General features: G+C 50.8%; 13 protein-coding genes. 5 read left to right on the top strand and 8 right to left on the bottom strand.

Annotated features, from left to right (window positions below):
• Positions 1–102: 102 nt before the first annotated feature.
• Entirely contained in the window at positions 103–771 is a 669-nt protein-coding gene (locus B7992_RS13035) for a hypothetical protein (protein WP_088666473.1), read from the bottom strand.
• A 288-nt stretch (positions 772–1,059) separates the two neighbouring features.
• Here B7992_RS13035 and B7992_RS13030 point away from each other — a divergent pair, with 288 nt between their 5' ends.
• Positions 1,060–1,722: a DNA alkylation repair protein gene (locus B7992_RS13030; RefSeq protein ID WP_073158880.1), complete on the top strand. Its 663-nt coding sequence runs from the start codon at positions 1,060–1,062 to the stop codon at positions 1,720–1,722.
• 77 nt (positions 1,723–1,799) lie between these two features.
• On the opposite strand, the gene B7992_RS13025 is transcribed toward B7992_RS13030, so the two are convergent.
• Positions 1,800–1,997, bottom strand: a complete 198-nt coding sequence (locus B7992_RS13025) for a hypothetical protein (RefSeq protein WP_083538104.1) — start codon at positions 1,995–1,997, stop codon at positions 1,800–1,802.
• A gap of 171 nt (positions 1,998–2,168) precedes the next feature.
• Here B7992_RS13025 and B7992_RS13020 point away from each other — a divergent pair, with 171 nt between their 5' ends.
• From B7992_RS13020 to B7992_RS13005, 4 genes are all read left to right on the top strand, one after another.
• Positions 2,169–4,142: a 4-alpha-glucanotransferase gene (locus tag B7992_RS13020; RefSeq protein WP_088666472.1), complete on the top strand. Its 1,974-nt coding sequence runs from the start codon at positions 2,169–2,171 to the stop codon at positions 4,140–4,142.
• Positions 4,143–4,483: 341 nt separating this feature from the next.
• A complete protein-coding gene (locus B7992_RS13015; protein ID WP_088666471.1) occupies positions 4,484–5,809 on the top strand; it encodes a glycoside hydrolase family 13 protein in 1,326 nt (441 codons plus the stop codon).
• 29 nt (positions 5,810–5,838) lie between these two features.
• The gene (locus B7992_RS13010; RefSeq protein WP_073158884.1) at positions 5,839–8,469 is read left to right on the top strand and encodes a protein translocase subunit SecDF; all 2,631 of its coding nucleotides are present in this window, start codon (positions 5,839–5,841) and stop codon (positions 8,467–8,469) included.
• Between the two features lie 123 nt (positions 8,470–8,592).
• The gene (locus B7992_RS13005; protein ID WP_073234543.1) at positions 8,593–9,528 is read left to right on the top strand and encodes a magnesium transporter CorA family protein; all 936 of its coding nucleotides are present in this window, start codon (positions 8,593–8,595) and stop codon (positions 9,526–9,528) included.
• Positions 9,529–9,625: 97 nt separating this feature from the next.
• On the opposite strand, the gene B7992_RS13000 is transcribed toward B7992_RS13005, so the two are convergent.
• The 6 genes from B7992_RS13000 to B7992_RS12975 form a co-directional block, all read right to left on the bottom strand.
• Entirely contained in the window at positions 9,626–10,645 is a 1,020-nt protein-coding gene (locus tag B7992_RS13000) for a polyprenyl synthetase family protein (protein ID WP_088666470.1), read from the bottom strand.
• A 2-nt stretch (positions 10,646–10,647) separates the two neighbouring features.
• Positions 10,648–12,651 carry a DNA topoisomerase (ATP-hydrolyzing) subunit B gene (gene gyrB, locus B7992_RS12995; RefSeq protein ID WP_083538106.1) on the bottom strand — a complete coding sequence of 668 codons (2,004 nt, stop codon included), beginning with the start codon at positions 12,649–12,651 and terminating at the stop codon, positions 10,648–10,650.
• 37 nt (positions 12,652–12,688) lie between these two features.
• The gene (locus B7992_RS12990; RefSeq protein WP_073158890.1) at positions 12,689–13,015 is read right to left on the bottom strand and encodes a DUF721 domain-containing protein; all 327 of its coding nucleotides are present in this window, start codon (positions 13,013–13,015) and stop codon (positions 12,689–12,691) included.
• A gap of 6 nt (positions 13,016–13,021) precedes the next feature.
• Complete coding sequence (locus B7992_RS12985; protein ID WP_073158892.1) at positions 13,022–13,807, bottom strand: ABC transporter permease; 786 nt, start codon at positions 13,805–13,807, stop codon at positions 13,022–13,024.
• A gap of 9 nt (positions 13,808–13,816) precedes the next feature.
• Positions 13,817–15,646 (bottom strand): S41 family peptidase, encoded by a 1,830-nt coding sequence (locus B7992_RS12980; protein ID WP_254794891.1) that lies wholly within the window; start codon positions 15,644–15,646, stop codon positions 13,817–13,819.
• A 104-nt stretch (positions 15,647–15,750) separates the two neighbouring features.
• Complete coding sequence (locus tag B7992_RS12975; protein ID WP_073158896.1) at positions 15,751–16,608, bottom strand: RNA polymerase sigma factor RpoD/SigA; 858 nt, start codon at positions 16,606–16,608, stop codon at positions 15,751–15,753.
• Positions 16,609–16,734: the final 126 nt, after the last annotated feature.

The raw sequence follows: 16,734 nt of genomic DNA, 5'->3' as shown, positions 1-16,734 counted from the left end.
GGATTTTTTTTTGTTTTCAGCCTAGATCGGATTTACTTGACGATGAGAATCCGCGATGCATAAAAAAGACCGCGGCTCGTATGAGTGGCGGTCTTTGATTGTCTAGGCCTCAGGCAGGGGATTTTTGCGGGGTCGCCCTCTGGGGCGTTTGACCGGTTGACCCTCCGGTTGGGCGGCGGGTCCGTCTGTCTGAATTGCAGAAGTGGTTGTGCGCTTGGCGAAAAGGGCCTCGCGGATTTTCTTTGCCCGTTCTTCGGCTTTCTGGAGTGCCAGTTCAGCTGCGGAGACGATGACGGCCTTGGGCTTTTCTCCGACCTTTGCTCCGAAGGATGCCTTCAGCACGCGGCCGGAACTGGGAGTCTGGTCCAAGAAGGTTTTGGTCGTGGCGGATTTTTCGTTCCCGGAGGGGAAAGTTTTCTTGGCCGTCATAAGAAAGTTCGTTGTGCCAGGGTGTCGCTGTTCCGGTTCGATCTTTGTACAGCTGGGGCTTTTTTCGGTAAATGCGTTGCGGAAAATTTCGCTTTTTTGCGGAGGGAGCGTTTCGACCGAACTTCTAAAAAGGGCTGCTGCCTCTTCGTGGGATTTTCTCTCCTTGGCGGCGATTCGTTCTCGCTTGCCGGGGCGACGTTCCCCTTTTTTGCGTTTTCCGGAAACTTCGCGCAGTTCCTTTTCGGAACGCTTGATTATTTCTTCGTCGGAGAGTCCCCTGAGTTCCGGCGGAACTTCGATGATGGGGAGCATTTCTTCCTTGACGTCTGCTATTTCACTCATATACTTCTTAATGTTTTAATTTTACAATATGATGTTCTTTTTTGGGCTGTCCAACCAAATCTGGTGTTGAAATGTTTTTTTTTGCCCCTGCGAACTTTATCTGTATTTTTGTAGGTGTTTTATGTACGTCTGCGGGTTCAAAAATAGGTCTTTGGAAACTTTTTGATTTGTCAAGAGTATTTTTAAACTTTTTTGATGTAAAAATTCTGTTAAAATTTAAAAAAAATTGAAAAAAGTGTTTGTCAAGGTCTAGAAATTTATTTTTTTTGGGACTATTTTTGGCCTACAATGCTTCGTTTTACACAAGATATCTTACTTGCTCTCCGCGCTATCTCTAATGAAGAAGAAGCGCATGAAATGTCTAAGAAGGCTCGCGAACAGTTCGACTTCCTCGGAATTCGTCTGGTTCCCCGCCGTGAAGTGACTTATCCCCTTTTTGACAAGAATCCGCCGAAGGATGGCGATGAACTTGTTGCTAGAGTCGAAGACATGTGGACGCAGCCTTATCGTGAAATTCAGTACGCCGCTTGCGACTACCTGTTCCGTCATCGCGGACTTCTGGGTGGCCAGCATTTGTCGTTCCTGAAGAAGCTGATCAAGACTCGTGCCTGGCGTGATACCGTGGACACCTTGGCCGCATGCGTGCTGGGTGACCTGGCTCTCCGTCTGCCGGCTCTCCGTACCAAGATCGCTTCCTGGATCCGTGATCCCAATGTGTGGGTTCGCCGTAGTGCAATCATTTTCCAGATTCAGTACAAAGACCGCACTGATTGGCCTTTGCTCCGTAAGTTCTGCCTGACCTGCGCTAAGGACGACGACTATTATATCCGTAATGGAATCGGTCGCGCATTGTCTGAATATGCCCGCATCAATCCTCAGGAAGTTCGTCGCTTTGTTCAGGACAATACTTTTGCTGAACAGACCACCCAGGAAATCTTGAGAATGATCTAATCCCTAATCGGGTTAGCAAAAACAAAAAGTTAGTTTGTTTAAATTAAAAGTCCCCGTTTCGCAGACGAGGGCTTCTTTTATTTTTTCTCGTATTCCTTTTCTAGAAATAGGCGCTGTTCCTTGTTGGCGGGTTGGGCGCTGCCTCTGCCCTGTGCGGATTCGCTAAAGGGGAAAACGAAACGTCCTCGCAAGACGCAACCCGGTGCCCCGGGATCGCATTCCTTGTTCCGCTTGACGCAAAATGTTCCTCTAAGATTTCGGCATTCATAACTCATACTGTAAATATAGTTATGAGATATGAGTTGTGAGATATGAATTATGAGTTGTAAAGTATGGAGGTATCGTCGCGATTATTTAGCTCAAAGGGCAGTCCTCATGCCTCGAACCTCATACCTAATTATCCTTTTACCTTTAAACTTCTGCCTTTTGTTTTTAAATTTTAACTCATGAGATATGGTGACCTTTCTTATTTCCAGAGCGGCGTGGCCGTTCCCCTCTTCAGCCTTTATAGCAAGCAGAGCATCGGTATCGGCGAATACCTGGATCTGATTCCCTTTGCTCGCTGGGCTCAGGTCTGTGACTTCAACATTATTCAGCTTCTGCCGGTGAACGATACTGGTGCTGAATCCAGCCCCTATAGCGCCCGCAGTGCCTTTGCCCTGAACCCAGTGTTCATCAATGTGCAGGCCGTGGACGGATCCTCTGAATACGAAGAGGAAATTCATGAGGCCAAGGCCAAGTTCGATGCTGAAGGTAAGATTGACTACTACAAGATTTCTACCTGGAAACGTTCCATCCTCAGAAAGATTTTTGACAATCGTTACGATTACCTGAAGAAGGACAAGGTTCTGACTCGCTGGATTGATTCCAACAGCTGGGCTAAGCCTTACTGCGTGTATGCTACCCTGAAGGCCCAGAATGGCGAATCCAGCTGGAAGGATTGGGCGGAATATCGCAATCCTACCGATAAGGATATTGAAAAGCTTTGGAAGAAGTTCATTAAGGACTGCCTGTTCCAGGCCTGGATGCAGTGTGTCGCCGAAATGCAGTTTAACGCTGCCGTTACCGAAGTTTCCAATATGGGTCTTCGCCTGAAAGGCGACATTCCTATCTTGATTAACGAAGACAGTGCAGACGTCTGGTCTGAACGCCGTTTCTTCTCACTGGATGATCGTGCCGGTGCTCCTCCTGACATGTTCAGCTACAGTGGCCAGAACTGGGGATTCCCCACTTACCGTTGGGACGTAATCGAACAGGATAACTTTGACTGGTGGCGTCGTCGTCTGGCCCAGGCTAGCAAGTTCTATCATGCCTACCGCATCGACCACGTTCTGGGCTTCTTCCGTATTTGGTCTATTCCCCAGTGCGAAGTGACTGGCATCATGGGTCGTTTCAACCCCTGTATCCCGCTGACCTTGAACGAACTTCAGAGTGCCGGTTTCTGCCAGGCTACGCTGGAATACCTGCGCCGTCCTAACTACTCCATTGACCAGCTTCGCGGTTTCCTGGGCGATGATACGGATCGCCTTGCTCCGGTCTGCTTCCAGCCGTTGGAAGGGGAATTCAACCGTCTGGTGCTGAAGCCGGAATTCTCTTCCGAAAAGGCAATCCTTTCTATGGGTGAACCTCAGGAAGTGAAGGACAAACTGTTGAAGGTTTACTGGAATAGAGTGTTCATTCCCTCTGGCGACGAGAATACCTTCTACCCCTACTGGTACTGGTACAATCAGCCGGTTTTGTTTACCTTGCCCGAAAACGAACAGCAGAAGCTTCGCGAAATTCTTAAGCGCAACGAAGATTCCCAGAACGGCTTGTGGGAACAGAATGCTACCAAGCTGCTCTCTGTGCTTGCCAAGGAAACCGACATGCTGGTCTGCGCCGAAGACCTTGGTGCAGTCCCGTCTTGCGTGCCGACTGTTTTGAACAAGTTAAATATCCTTTCTCTGCGTATCGAACGCTGGGCCCGTAATTGGAATGTGCCTTATTCTCCCTACTACGATATGGATGAATATCCCCGCCTTTCCGTTTGCACCACCAGCTGCCACGATACCTCCAGCCTTCGCGGCCTGTGGAAGGAACCGGATTTCGACCGCGGTCTTTACTGGTCTCATGCTCATTTGCCGGGTAACGCTCCTGAAGAAATTACTCCCACTGTTGCAAGAACCATTCTGACCCATGTGTTCAGCTCCAATAGCTTGTTCTGCATTCTCCCTGCTCAGGATTACTTCGCCCTTTCTGCAAGCCTTTCTCAGGTGGATCCTGAAAAGGAACGCGTCAATGTGCCGGGTACCGTGGGTGGTGCAAACTGGTGCTATCGTCTGCCTTGCTCTGTAGACGAATTGTTGGATTACGCATCCCTCAGTTCCGACATCCGCAAGCTGGTAGATGTACGTAAGCGCAGACCCTTGTGGAAATTTTAGGTGATTTGAAATCAGCGCGGCTTGTCCGCGCTTTTTTTTGGCTAAAAATGGACTCCAAACGGGGGGCTTTGCCTTAAATGGAGTCCATTTTTTTTGTTGTTTGTAATCGTTGCTGTACGCTTGTTTTGAAAATGGACTCCAAATGGCGTTGAATCCGACTTTTGGAGTGGATGAAATGTGCGAAAATAATCGTTTTTGGCTATGTTTAAGTTAATTTATTTGAAATATTGGACTCCAAAACATCTTGATATTGTAAAATGGAGCCTATTTTTTGCGAAAAAGAGACTTCGCAGATATATATTTATTGACAAACAGCCACCTTATTCCAACTATTGCCTATTATGAATTCATTTGCTCCCGCCTGGGTCAAGGATGCCGTATTCTATCAGATTTTTCCAGACCGGTTCTGCCGTTCAGGACGGTATAGTGCTGCCGGTAATTTTGTGAATTGGGATTCCAAGCCTACCCGCGAAAATATGTTCGGTGGCAATCTGGCCGGTATTGAAGACCGCCTGAAGTATATCGCCGACATGGGCTTTAACGCCATCTACCTTTGCCCTATTTTCAAGAGCAATTCCAACCACCGTTATCATACGATGGATTACTATGAAATTGACCCTGTCCTTGGGACCATGGCGGATTTTGACAGGCTCGTAAAAAAGGCTCATAAACTTGGGCTGCGCATCATTCTGGACGGAGTGTTCAATCACTGTTCCCGCGGTTTTTTCCAGTTTAACAGTCTGCTGGAACTGGGGCGCAATTCCCCTTATGTGGACTGGTTCCATATAAAGAAATGGCCCCTGAAGGCTTACTCAAAAAAAGCCAATTACGAATGCTGGTGGAATTTTCCGGCCCTGCCGAAGTTCAATACCGACAATCCCGAGGTCCGCGAATACCTGATGAGCGTAGGCGAGTTCTGGATGAAACGAGGAATCGACGGGTGGCGCCTGGATGTGCCTAACGAAATCAATGACGACAGTTTCTGGCAGGAATTCCGTCGCCGCATCAAGGCAGTCAATCCCGAGGCCTATATCGTAGGCGAAATCTGGGATGAGCCTTCCCGCTGGCTGATGGGCGACCAGTTTGACGGCGTCATGAACTATATGTTCCGTAAGGCGGTGCTGGCTTACCTCTTTGACGAAAATCCCATCAGTACCGAGGAGTTCTGCCGACGTCTGGAAGAGGCCTTCCCCAAAACCCGATGGTACGGGAGCGATGAGGGGGAGACTCCTGCCGGCGACATTCCCATGAACTTGCTGGGCAGTCACGATACGATCCGTTTGCAGTCCCTGCCTTGTTCCGACGGGGCACGGGTGCGCTTGGCCCTGACCCTGCTATTCTTTATGCCGGGAGCCCCCTGTATATATTATGGTGAGGAATTGGGGCTTAAGGGCGGTAAGGACCCTGACAATAGGCGGACCATCCCCTGGGATTCCCTTGAAAGTTTGCGGAAACATCCTGCTTACCCATATATAAAAGAGCTGATCGAACTCCGAAAATCGAACGTTGCCCTCAGAAAAGGCGATTTTTCTATAAAAATAGGGGAAAATGCATTCGAGATCCGCAGATTTTATGAAGAAAATGGGAAAAAGAACGTTTTGGAGCTGAAAGTCTACGGAGCCCAGGACGGTTCTTCCCCGAGTTTTGCTATCTTTGCGCCCAACTAAGCGTTTAGTACCTTATTAAGGGATTACAAATGAACAAGAACAAATTCGGCATGCGAGAATTCATCATTCTCCTCGTCATTATTCTTTCGGCCTACACTGTATGGCCTTCTATTCAGGTTCACTCCAAGTCGGGTGATGAGAAAAAGACCTTCCTTAAGGAAAATCCGAAGCTGGGTGCAAAGTCCATCAACTTCGGTTTGGACCTCGCTGGTGGTACCGCCATTACTCTCGAAATCGAGAAGTCCGGTATCAAGAACGAAGATATCAAGGACGTTCAGGAACAGTCCCTGGAAATCATTCGTAACCGCGTTGACCAGTACGGTCTTTCTGAACCTCAGATTTCTCCCAGCGGCGACGACCGTATCGTGGTTGAACTGGCAGGTGTGGATGACTCCACCGCTAAGGCTCTCGTGGGTTCCACCGCAAAGCTGGAATTCAAGATTCTGGCCGAAGCTGAAAAGTTCCAGCAGGTCGTTCTGCTCATCGACCAGTACCTGACCCGTCAGACTACTGACATCGCTGCAGACTCTGCCGCAACCGTCGACACTACCGCCGCCGCAGCCAAGGATTCCGCTAAGGACACCACCAAGGCTCTCTCCGATGACGAACTTCTCGGTAACACTCAGGTTGCTGAAGCCGCTCCCGCAGCAGAAACTGCAGAAACTGCCAAGGCTGAACCGGCAAGCGAAGTCGGCACTGCTCTTTCCGCTTACTACATGAACTTCGGCAACGGTGGTTTCATCGCCGAAGAAAGTGTTGAAAAGGTCAAGAAGCTTCTCGCTACTGAAGGCGTTCAGAAGCTGATTCCCCGTGACGTGAACTTTGCCTTCGGTAGCGGTCTGGAACCTGTCCAGCGCGGCTCCCAGATCAAGGCCAAGCGTCTTTACCTCCTGAAGCGTCGCGCCGAAATGTCCGGTGACGATGTTGTTGACGCTCAGCCGCACCGCGTTAGCGATGGTGTCAGCGCCGGCGAAGTTGCCGTTAGCCTCAAGTTCGGTGGCATCGGCCCCAAGAAGTTCTCCGCTGTAACTGCTGCAAACATCGGCAAGCAGATGGCTATCGTTCTCGACAACCAGGTGATTTCCGCTCCGGTGATCCGCGACCGTATCCCCAATGGCGAAGCTCAGATTACTGGCCTCGACGACATGGCTGAAGCAAACCGTCTGTCTGTCGTGCTCCGTGCCGGTGCTCTCAAGGCTCCCATGAACATCATCGAATCTCGTAGCGTCGGTGCTACCCTCGGTGAAGAAAACATCGTTCAGGGCTTCGGTTCTGGCGCTGTCGGCCTTATCCTCTGCCTCGTGTTCATGATCGGCTACTACCGCCTCGGTGGTTTCATCGCTAGCCTGGGTATGATCATCAATACTTTGGTTACCGCAGCCGTTATGTCTGTGTTTAACGCTACCCTGACTCTCCCGGGCATCGCTGGCTTCATCCTGGTGCTTGGTATGTCTCTCGACGCAAACGTCATTATTTACGAACGTATCCGCGAAGAAATCAAGGGCGGCCTCACTGCCCGCGCCGCTGTCGCCAAGGGTTACGAACGTGCATTCAGCGCCATTTTCGACTCCAACCTGACCACCGTGCTTACCGCCTTGATCCTTTACAAGATCGGTACCGGTTCCGTGAAGGGTTTCGGTCTTACCTTGATGATCGGTATTATTACTTCTCTCTTCTGCGCTCTTACTGTTACCCGCGCCGTGTTCGACTGGAAGCTTGCTAAGCAGGACGCAACCACCCTCTCTATCGGTGGCGGCTTCAAGTTCCTCAACAACGCTAACCTGCCTGTTGTTCCCAACCGCGGTAAGTTCAAGCTGGTCTCCATCATCATGATCGTGGTCAGTATCGCCTCTATCGCTGTTAAGGGCTTCGACTTCAGCATCGACTTCACTGGTGGTCAGGTTTATACCGTCCAGTATCAGGATGCCGATAAGCATGAAGGCGACCTGAACAAGGCTCTCGCCGATGCTGGTATCAAGGGTGCAAAGGTTCGCTCTCTGGGTGGTACCTCCGCTAACTCCTACCAGATCAGCATGCGCGCTTCTGAAGACGCTCAGTTTGAAGTCAAGATGGCTCAGGCCTTCGAAGCTGCAAACCAGAAGGTTGAAATTGTGGCTAAGGACAACGTTGGTCCTACCATCGGTAAGGAACTTCGTAACGACGCTATCATGGCCATCATCCTCGCATGGATCGCCATCGGTCTCTATGTGTGGTTCCGCTTCGGTAAGCTGGGTCTTGGCTTCGGTATCGGTGCTGTGGTCGGCCTCGTCCACGACTCCCTCATTACCTTGGGCTTCATCTCCCTCTTCGGTCTTTCCTTCGACGGTGCTCTCATCGCATCTCTCCTCACCATGATCGGTTACTCCGTTAACGATACCATCGTGGTGTTCGACCGTGTTCGTGAAAACGCCGCCATCCATGGCCTCACTGGCTTCGACAAGACTCTCAACAGCTCTATCAACCAGTGCTTCAGCCGTACCGTGATTACCTCTCTCACCACCCTCTTCGTCTGCTTGGTTCTCGCTATCATGGGCGGTTCCTCCATCCGCGACTTCGGTATGGTGATGGTCTTCGGTATCTTCATCGGTACCTACTCCTCTGTCTGCATTTGCTCTCCCTTCGTGCTCTGGTACTCCAAGCGCTTCAAGACCGGTGTGTAATAGCAGCTTAGGCTTTGTAAAGGCCTGGTAAAAAAATCAGATTTTTTAGGCTCGGACTTGCTCCGAGCCTTTTTGCTTTTACATATTTTTCTATTTTTGGGTCCGTTCGATCAAGGGGGCGCTATGCTCAAGAAGTACTATAAAATCGAATCAGGGCGCCTCGCTAGTGCCCCGAACGAAGAAGTGGCAGACATCGTCATGATGGGTTCTCTTAGCCAGGAACAGCGAAGCGTGCTGGTTAAGGAATACGAAATCACGGAACATACCATTGCGTCTGCATTCGACTCCGACGAACTTTCCCGTATAGAATACGATGATGACTTTACCACCATCGTGTTTAAGAAACCCAAGAACTATTCTGCGGCCGATAATTTCCAGTTCCGCGTAGAATCTTTCGGTATCTTCATTTTCAAGGACTGGGTGTTGCTCCTGACGGACTCCGACATTCCCATTACCGACGAAAAGCGTTTTTCCAAGATCGACAGCCTGAACACTTTCGTGCTTAAGGTTCTTAGCTATGCGATTTACCACTTCAACGAACACTTGAAGATCATCAATCGCATCAACGACGAACTGGAACAGAAGCTCCGTACCGCCATGGAAAACAAGTACCTGCTTTCCATGTTCAGCCTGAACAAGGGCTTGATCTACTACGTCAGCGCCCTGAACAGTAACGATACCCTGCTCCGCAAGCTCCAGATGGGCCGCAGCCTCAACTGGACCGAAGCCGAACGTGAATTGCTGGAAGACATCCAGATTGAAAACGGCCAGAGCCTGCAGCAGGCAAACATCTACGCCAACATTTTGACGTCCATGATGGATGCCCGCGCTAGCGTTATCAGCAACAACGTGAACACGCTGATGAAGAACCTGACCATCGTGACCATTTCTATTTCCCTCCCGACGTTCTTCGCCAGCTTGTTCGGCATGAACGTGCGCCTGCCCTTCGGCATGAACGGCGATGCCACCGGAGGTAGCGACCTGGCATTCTGGATTATCATTGCCATGTGCTTCCTGTCTGTGCTTGTGTTCATGGCCATCTGGACAAGAAAAAAATAGGGAACCGCATAATCCCAAGCGCTAGCTGGGAAATAAAAAAACGTCCGCTACAACGGTCGTTTTTTTTTGTTTGATAGAGAATTGCCTTGCCGCAGAGTCAGTTTCCGCGATCGCTCATGGAGGCGAACATGGCAACGATTTCGTCGGTGAAATTGCTTGCCGGAAGCTGGTTTGCAATTTCAAGAGCCTTTTCCAGGTGGTCCTGAGCGCAGGCCTTGGCCTTCTTGAATGCTTCCTTTTCGTTCAGCTTGGCGATAATCTTTCCGGGAACGCCAGCCTCGGAAGCCTTGGCGATGAGACTTTCCATCTCGTTGCGGTCGGCTGCGGAGCATCCGTCAAAGTAGTACAGCAGGGGCAGGGTAATCAGGCCGTTGCCAAGGTCGGTGAACTTGGCCTTGTCCAGGTTCTGGCTGCCAAAGCCGTAGTCCAGCAAGTCATCCACGATCTGGAAGGCGATGCCGAAATGGCTACCCATCTGGGCGCACTTGTCTGCGTTTTCTGCATCGAAGCCGGCCAGGATGCCGCCAATACGGGCTGCTGCGTCAATCAGGGCAGCGGTCTTGCCATCGATGATTTCGTCATACTTTTCAAAGGACAGGTGGGTATTGCCGGAATAGTCCAGCTCGAGAATTTCACCTGCAATCAGCTTGTCGGCTGCGTTAGAAAGAATCACGGGCACGTCTCGGGATTCTTCGTTGATGACGCAACGCATGGCCTGGGAAAGAACGTAGTCGCCAATGAGAACGGCAACCTGAGTTCCCCATTCCTTGTGGGCTGTCTTCTGACCGCGGCGGATGTCTGTTCCGTCGATAATATCGTCGTGGACCAGGCTTGCCAGGTGCAGCAATTCAATGCCTGCGCAAGCGTGTGCAACGCGGTCGGCGTTGGGCTTTACGCTGCCGCTCTGGGCAATCAGGCAAAGCAGGGTAGAACGAATGCGTTTGCCCTTGCGCTGGAACAGAGATACCAAACGTTCAGAAATGCCTGCGGGGGCATTCCTTGCCACGTCCATGATGACCTCTTCCGTCAGCTGGAGCTGGTCCTTTACGAGGTCACGGGCTTGGTTTAGAACGGTCTGAAAATCAGCTTTACTTTGAAGGGAATCCTTGGAATTCATGATTAAACATCCAGTTCGTCAAGAACCTTGTAGGCATTATTTTCAATAAACTTACGGCGGGGTTCCACGTCTTCGCCCATGAGCATGCTAAAGATCTGGTCGGCCACAACGGCGTCTTCCACATAGCACTGCTTCAGCAGGCGCTTTTCGGGATCCATGGTGGTTTCGAAAAGCTGTTCAGCAGACATTTCGCCAAGACCTTTGAATCGGGTGATGGTGACATTCTTCTTGTCTTCCAGCTTGGCCATGGCTTCTTCCTTGGCGTTTTCGTCGAACAGGTACTGCTCCTTGAGGCCCACCTTCAGCTTGTACAGAGGAGGCATGGCCAGGAACACGTGGCCGTTGTCGATAAGGGGACGCATATAGCGGAAGAAGAAAGTCAGCAGCAAAGTCTGAATATGGGAGCCGTCCACATCAGCATCGGTCATGATCACGATCTTGTGGTAGCGGAGCTTTTCCAGCTTGCATTCGGAACCGAGGCCGCAACCGATGGCGTTCACCAGGTTCTGGATTTCTTCGGTGTCCAGCACGCGGTGGAGGCTTGCCTTTTCTACGTTCAGGATCTTACCGCGGAGGGGGAGGATGGCCTGGAATTCGCGCTTGCGGCCCTGCTTTGCAGAACCACCTGCAGAGTCACCTTCCACAATGAACATTTCGCATTCCTTGGGATCGCGGCTACTGCAGTCGGCCAGCTTACCCGGAAGTCCGCCACTTTCAAGAACGTTCTTGCGGCGGGCCAGGTTACGAGCCTTATGGGCGGCTTCGCGTGCCTGGGCTGCGTTGTAGACCTTGTCCAGAATGACTCTCACGGCAGCCGGATTTTCCTGGAAGTATTCTTCCAGCTTGGCACCGAATGCACTTGCCACATAGCTGGTGATTTCGGAGTTGCCCAGCTTACGCTTGGTCTGGCCTTCGAACTGAGGCTGAGAAACCTTGATGGCGATAACGGCGGTAAGACCTTCGCGGATATCGTCAGAGGTAATCTGGATGTCCTTCTTGCCCTTGGGCATTTCGGCGGCAAACTTGTTGATGACGCGGGTCAGTGCGGTCTTGAAACCGGTAACGTGGGTACCGCCATCGTAGGTGTTCACGTTGTTCACGAAGCTAAAGAAGTTTTCCTGATAGCCGTCGTTGTACCACATGGCCACTTCCAGAGGATACTGGCCATCGGGGAGCACCAGGTGAATCGGGGCCTGGAACAGCGGAGTGCGGTGTTCATCCACATAGCGCACGAATTCAGAAACGCCACCCGGATAGCAGAAGGTTTCGCTCACCTTTTCTTCGGTACGTTCGTCGGTCAAGGTCAGGCGCAGGCCGCTCATCAAGAATGCCAGTTCGCGGAAGCGGGTAGCCAGGGTGTCGTAAACGTAAACGGTTTCGCTGAAAATGGTATCGTCCGGATAGAACTCGATGGTGGTTCCGGTTTCGTTTTCGGCGCAGGTTCCGATTTCCTGCTGGGGTCCGCAAGGAATACCCTTGCTAAAGGTCTGGGTCACTACCTTGCCCTTACGGCGAACGGTAGCCACAAGCTTGGTAGAAAGGGCGTTAACGCAGCTGACACCCACGCCATGGAGACCTGCAGAAACCTTATAGGAATTGCTGTCGAACTTACCACCGGCATGGAGCTTGGTCATCACCACTTCCAGTGTACCCACCTTTTCCTTGGGGTGGATGTCGGTGGGAATGCCACGGCCGTTGTCGGTCACGCGGATTCCGTTACCCGGAAGGATTGCAATTTCGATATGGTTACAGAATCCGGCCAGGGATTCGTCCACGGAGTTGTCCACCACTTCCCACACCAGGTGATGCAAACCGCGAATATCGGTAGAACCGATGTACATTGCCGGGCGCACGCGCACCGCTTCGAGACCTTCCAACACGGTAATGTTGGAGCCGCTATAATCTTCTTCGGCCTTCTTCAGGTCTTCGGTAGAAACGTTCTGATTGACTGTTTCAATGGAATCGACCTTAACGTCGTTCTCTGTATTTTCCAAATTTTCTGCCATCTTTTTCTCGTTTGCAGATGGCATTTCAGCCACCTGGCTAAATCAGTCGGACATCCCGCACTGCAGGCTTGCCCAACAGTAAATTACACTTGTCAATAATAGCTTTTTTTTGCAGGAACAGCTCGTGTTTCCAGGCTGAGTTGGCGCATTTTAGCACCAAAATTCCCTTGTTAAAACGGTCAATTTTTACGTGGGGTAAAAGCAATGTTCCGACCACTTTCTCGAACCCTTCCGACAGTGTCTTGAAGGTCATATCTTCGGTGATATTGCTCTTGTCCAGAACCATTTTCAGAAGAACGCTAATGTCTGCAGGACCATTCTTGCAGACTCCATTCTTCCGTCGTCTTTGTTCAAATGCGGCCATTGATTTTTACAGGAGCAACAGCTGTGAAAGCACGTAACCACCAATAAGAATACTGGTCATGCCTGCCACCACGGTGGCCTTTGTTGCCTTGCCTACGCCTTCGGCGCCGCTATGGGTGGTAAAGCCGAAATAGCATGCGTAACTGGATATAAAGAATCCGTAGAGAGTGGCCTTGATCAAGCCCACGATCAGGTCCCAATCCTGGTAGAACATTCTAACACCGTAGAAGAATACGGAAAAAGAAACTTCCTTGTACAGGTGAGCGACTTCGTATCCGCCGATAATGCCGATAAAAATACTCAACACCGTCAGGGTGGGTAACATGATGACTGTTGCAATCAGGCGGGGGGCCAGCAAGAACTTATAGGGACTGAGACCTAATACTTTGTATGCATCAAGCTGCTCCGTGACCGCCATAGTGCCAAGCTCAGAACACATGGAGGCTCCGATTCGGCCTGCCAGCACCATGGCTGTAAGAATGGGACACAACTCGACCATCACGGATTTTCCCACGGCCATGCCCACAAACATCAGGGGAATCATATCGGCGAACTGGTAAGCCAGCTGCCAAGACATGATGGCTCCTGTCGCAAGGGAGGCTGCCACCACCACAGGGATACTGGTGACACCCACATGCTGCATCTGTTCTACGGTTGTGTGCAAGTTGCTGAAGGCTCCAGGCACACTCTTAAACATCTGCCACACGAAGTGCAGATAACCGACGGCGGTGTACAGAAATTTCCGGATGAATTTGCCCAGACTTTCTGCGGCTCTGTCCATTGTCTTTATCAAGGTCAGTCCTTATTTCTTCTTGGAGTCCTTGGCCTTTTCGGCGGTGGGCTTCTTGGCGGGCTGTTTCTTTGCCGGAGCGATAGCCTTGTTGTAAAGGCTCATGTCGCTCAGATACTTGATGGCTTCGTTCAGCTGCTTGTCGCGCTTCAGGGAGAATGCGGTACTTACAGAATCGTTAATGAAGGAAGTCAGAAGTTCACGCTTGATGCCGTCCTTGATATAATCCTTGTTTTCGTCGAACTGGGCATTCCTGTTGTTTTCCAGGGCGGTGCGCATTTCTGCCAGACGGGCTGCCAAGACGGAATCGGTTACGGTCTTGGAGGAATCGCCCATGTAGTTCTGTTCACGGATAATGCTCTTTTCCAACTGGTCGACGCCAACAAGTGCGTTAGACTTGATTTTCGTGAAGTTGGTATCCTTCATGCAGTAGTCCTTGAACTGCAGGTACAGGCTGTCGGGTACTTCCCATTCTGCACTGATCTTTGCGCCAGACTTTTCCAGGTCCGGGCGAGCCTTTACAGCAAACTTGAAGTACATAGACATTCTTTCCTGAACCTGAACAACCCAGGGCATGGGGTCCAGTTCAACTTCAACGTCAGGAGTGATGCCGCCGCTGCCGAACATCATACGGCCGTTGTTGGTGTAGAAGGTATCCTGGGCTACGGTATCCTTTTTCAGGGAATCAACCTTTGCCTCGTCGCCGGATTCCTCGGCGTCGTATTCGGCTTCCTGCAACTTCAGACCCTTGATCCCGTTTTCGGGCTTGTTGATGCAACGTCCGAAAGGCAGGTAGTAGAATGCGGTGGTCAGCTTCAGGGCGTTGCCCTGGTTATCCAGCGGGAAGATGGTCTGTACGGAACCCTTACCGAAGGAGGTCTTACCGATAATGAGAGCGCGGTCCCAGTCCTGCAGTGCGCCAGAAACAATTTCTGCTGCGCTGGCGGAACCCTGGTTTACCAGGACCACCATGGGAATGTCCTGCTTTATGATACCGTCTTTGCGGGCACGGCTTTCGGTACGCTGGGTACGGCCGCGGGTACTTACGATGACATTGCCCTGCTTTAGGAACAGTTCGCTAATTTCGATAGCCTGGTTCAAAAGTCCACCGGGGTTGTAGCGCATGTCGAGAATCACCTTCTTCATGCCCTGTTTCTGCAGGCTGCGGAGGGCGTTTTCCACGTCGCTGGTGGTCTTGTCGCTAAAGGTTGCCAACTTGATATAGCCGATATCCTTGGTCACCATGCCGTAATGGGGCACTGCGTGCACAATGATTTCTGCACGGGTAATGGTGAAATCCATCAGGTCGGGAACGCCTTCACGTTCAATAGAGACGGTCACATCGGTACCGATCTTGCCGCGGAGCTTGCTGACGGCGTCATCCAGGGTCAGACCCTTGGTGTCCTTGCCGTCAATTTTGCGGATGCGGTCGCCTGCGCGGATGCCCAGACGGAATGCCGGGGTGCCAGACAGCGGAGAAATCACGGTCAGAATGTTGTCGCGGAGGCTGATAGTAATACCTACGCCGCCGAACTTGCCTTCCATGGATACCTTGAGGCTTTCGTAGTCCTTGGGGCTGAATACCGTAGTATGGGGGTCCAGGATGTTGCGGATGCCACCCAGGGCGGCGTCCGTCAGTTCCGTGGGGTTCACGTCTTCGACATACTTGCGGTTGACTTCAGAAAGAACCTTGTTCAGTCGGGAAACTTCGTCATAGAAATCACCCGGGGGTGTCTGCTTGTCACCTGCTGCGTTGGCAAGAGCAAGTGCAGAAAGGGAAGCTACGAAAAAATTGCGAAAGTTCGGCATATAGAATTTCATACCGAAAAAATACAATTTCATAGGAAAGTCGTTGTATGAAAAACGGAAAAACCGGCCCCGTAAGGCCGGTTTTTAATTTAAGGAGAGAGAGATGAAAAAACTTCAGTAAGAAAAGTGGCGTTTCACTAGGCTGCGCCGTGAAGGTCGTGAGTCCTGTAATCTCCGCGGAGCTTGTCCAGGGCGGCCTTCTTGATCTGGCGAACTCTTTCTTTAGAAAGACCAACCATGGGACCGATATCCTTGAGGGTGTATTCGATGTCCCGATCGAAGCCGAAGCAGAGCTTGATCACTCGCATTTCTTCTTCGGAAAGGTTGTCCTTCATGGCCTTGTCCATATGCTTCTTGACAAAGCTATATGCGGCCAGGTTGTCAGCCTTGTTTTCAGAATCAGACAAGGTGTCGCCTAAGGTGAGTTCCTGATTGGTGCTCAAGGGGGCGTCGAGAGAGGAGGAACGCTGAGCCATCATCAAGATCTTTTCAATAGAGTCTGCCTTGTACTTGGAAACACCTTCAAGACTCTTGGGGTCAATGGATAGTGTTCCACCGATATTCTGACGGAGGGTGCCTCCGTGCTTTGAAAACTTACGAATTACCAGTTCCTTTTCAGCGCTGATGCGAACGATGCGGCCGTTTTCTGCGATGTGGCGTACAATGTTCTGACGAACCCACCATACGGCATAACTGATAAACTTAAGATTGGTGCTAAGGTCAAAACGCTTGGCGGCGTGCATCAAACCCATATTACCTTCGTTAATCAGTTCGATTACGTCAACGCCCTGACCCTTATACAGATTGGCGATGTTTACAACGAATCGGAGATTGGAATTGACCAGCATTTCCATTGCAGAACGGCTACCCTGCTGCTGGATCTTACGGAGTAAAATGTATTCCTGTTCCTTGGTAAGCAGCGGATATTTGGAAATCTCGTCGAGATAACGGAAGTATGCGTCCTTCTCGCTTCTTGTACGTGTATTTGTATTCATATCAGCCTCTTGTTTGTTGTATTGTTTCTTACGTTTACAAAGATACCTCTATGTTCTAGTTGAAGTGTCATAGATTGGTGTAGGGTTTGCAAAAGTTTTTCACAGATTTTGTCATTTTTTCCGTAG

The organism is Fibrobacter sp. UWH1 (assembly GCF_002210365.1).
Taxonomy (GTDB): Bacteria; Fibrobacterota; Fibrobacteria; order Fibrobacterales; family Fibrobacteraceae; genus Fibrobacter.
This window is presented reverse-complemented; position numbering and strand designations above follow the sequence as displayed.

Coding starts and splice junctions, on each gene's coding strand:
- B7992_RS13035 (WP_088666473.1), bottom strand. CDS start 771: ATGAGTGAAATAGCAGACGTCAAGGAAGAAATGCTCCCCATCATCGAA.
- B7992_RS13030 (WP_073158880.1), top strand. CDS start 1,060: ATGCTTCGTTTTACACAAGATATCTTACTTGCTCTCCGCGCTATCTCT.
- B7992_RS13025 (WP_083538104.1), bottom strand. CDS start 1,997: ATGAGTTATGAATGCCGAAATCTTAGAGGAACATTTTGCGTCAAGCGG.
- B7992_RS13020 (WP_088666472.1), top strand. CDS start 2,169: ATGAGATATGGTGACCTTTCTTATTTCCAGAGCGGCGTGGCCGTTCCC.
- B7992_RS13015 (WP_088666471.1), top strand. CDS start 4,484: ATGAATTCATTTGCTCCCGCCTGGGTCAAGGATGCCGTATTCTATCAG.
- B7992_RS13010 (WP_073158884.1), top strand. CDS start 5,839: ATGAACAAGAACAAATTCGGCATGCGAGAATTCATCATTCTCCTCGTC.
- B7992_RS13005 (WP_073234543.1), top strand. CDS start 8,593: ATGCTCAAGAAGTACTATAAAATCGAATCAGGGCGCCTCGCTAGTGCC.
- B7992_RS13000 (WP_088666470.1), bottom strand. CDS start 10,645: ATGAATTCCAAGGATTCCCTTCAAAGTAAAGCTGATTTTCAGACCGTT.
- gyrB (WP_083538106.1), bottom strand. CDS start 12,651: ATGGCAGAAAATTTGGAAAATACAGAGAACGACGTTAAGGTCGATTCC.
- B7992_RS12990 (WP_073158890.1), bottom strand. CDS start 13,015: ATGGCCGCATTTGAACAAAGACGACGGAAGAATGGAGTCTGCAAGAAT.
- B7992_RS12980 (WP_254794891.1), bottom strand. CDS start 15,646: ATGAAATTGTATTTTTTCGGTATGAAATTCTATATGCCGAACTTTCGC.
- B7992_RS12975 (WP_073158896.1), bottom strand. CDS start 16,608: ATGAATACAAATACACGTACAAGAAGCGAGAAGGACGCATACTTCCGT.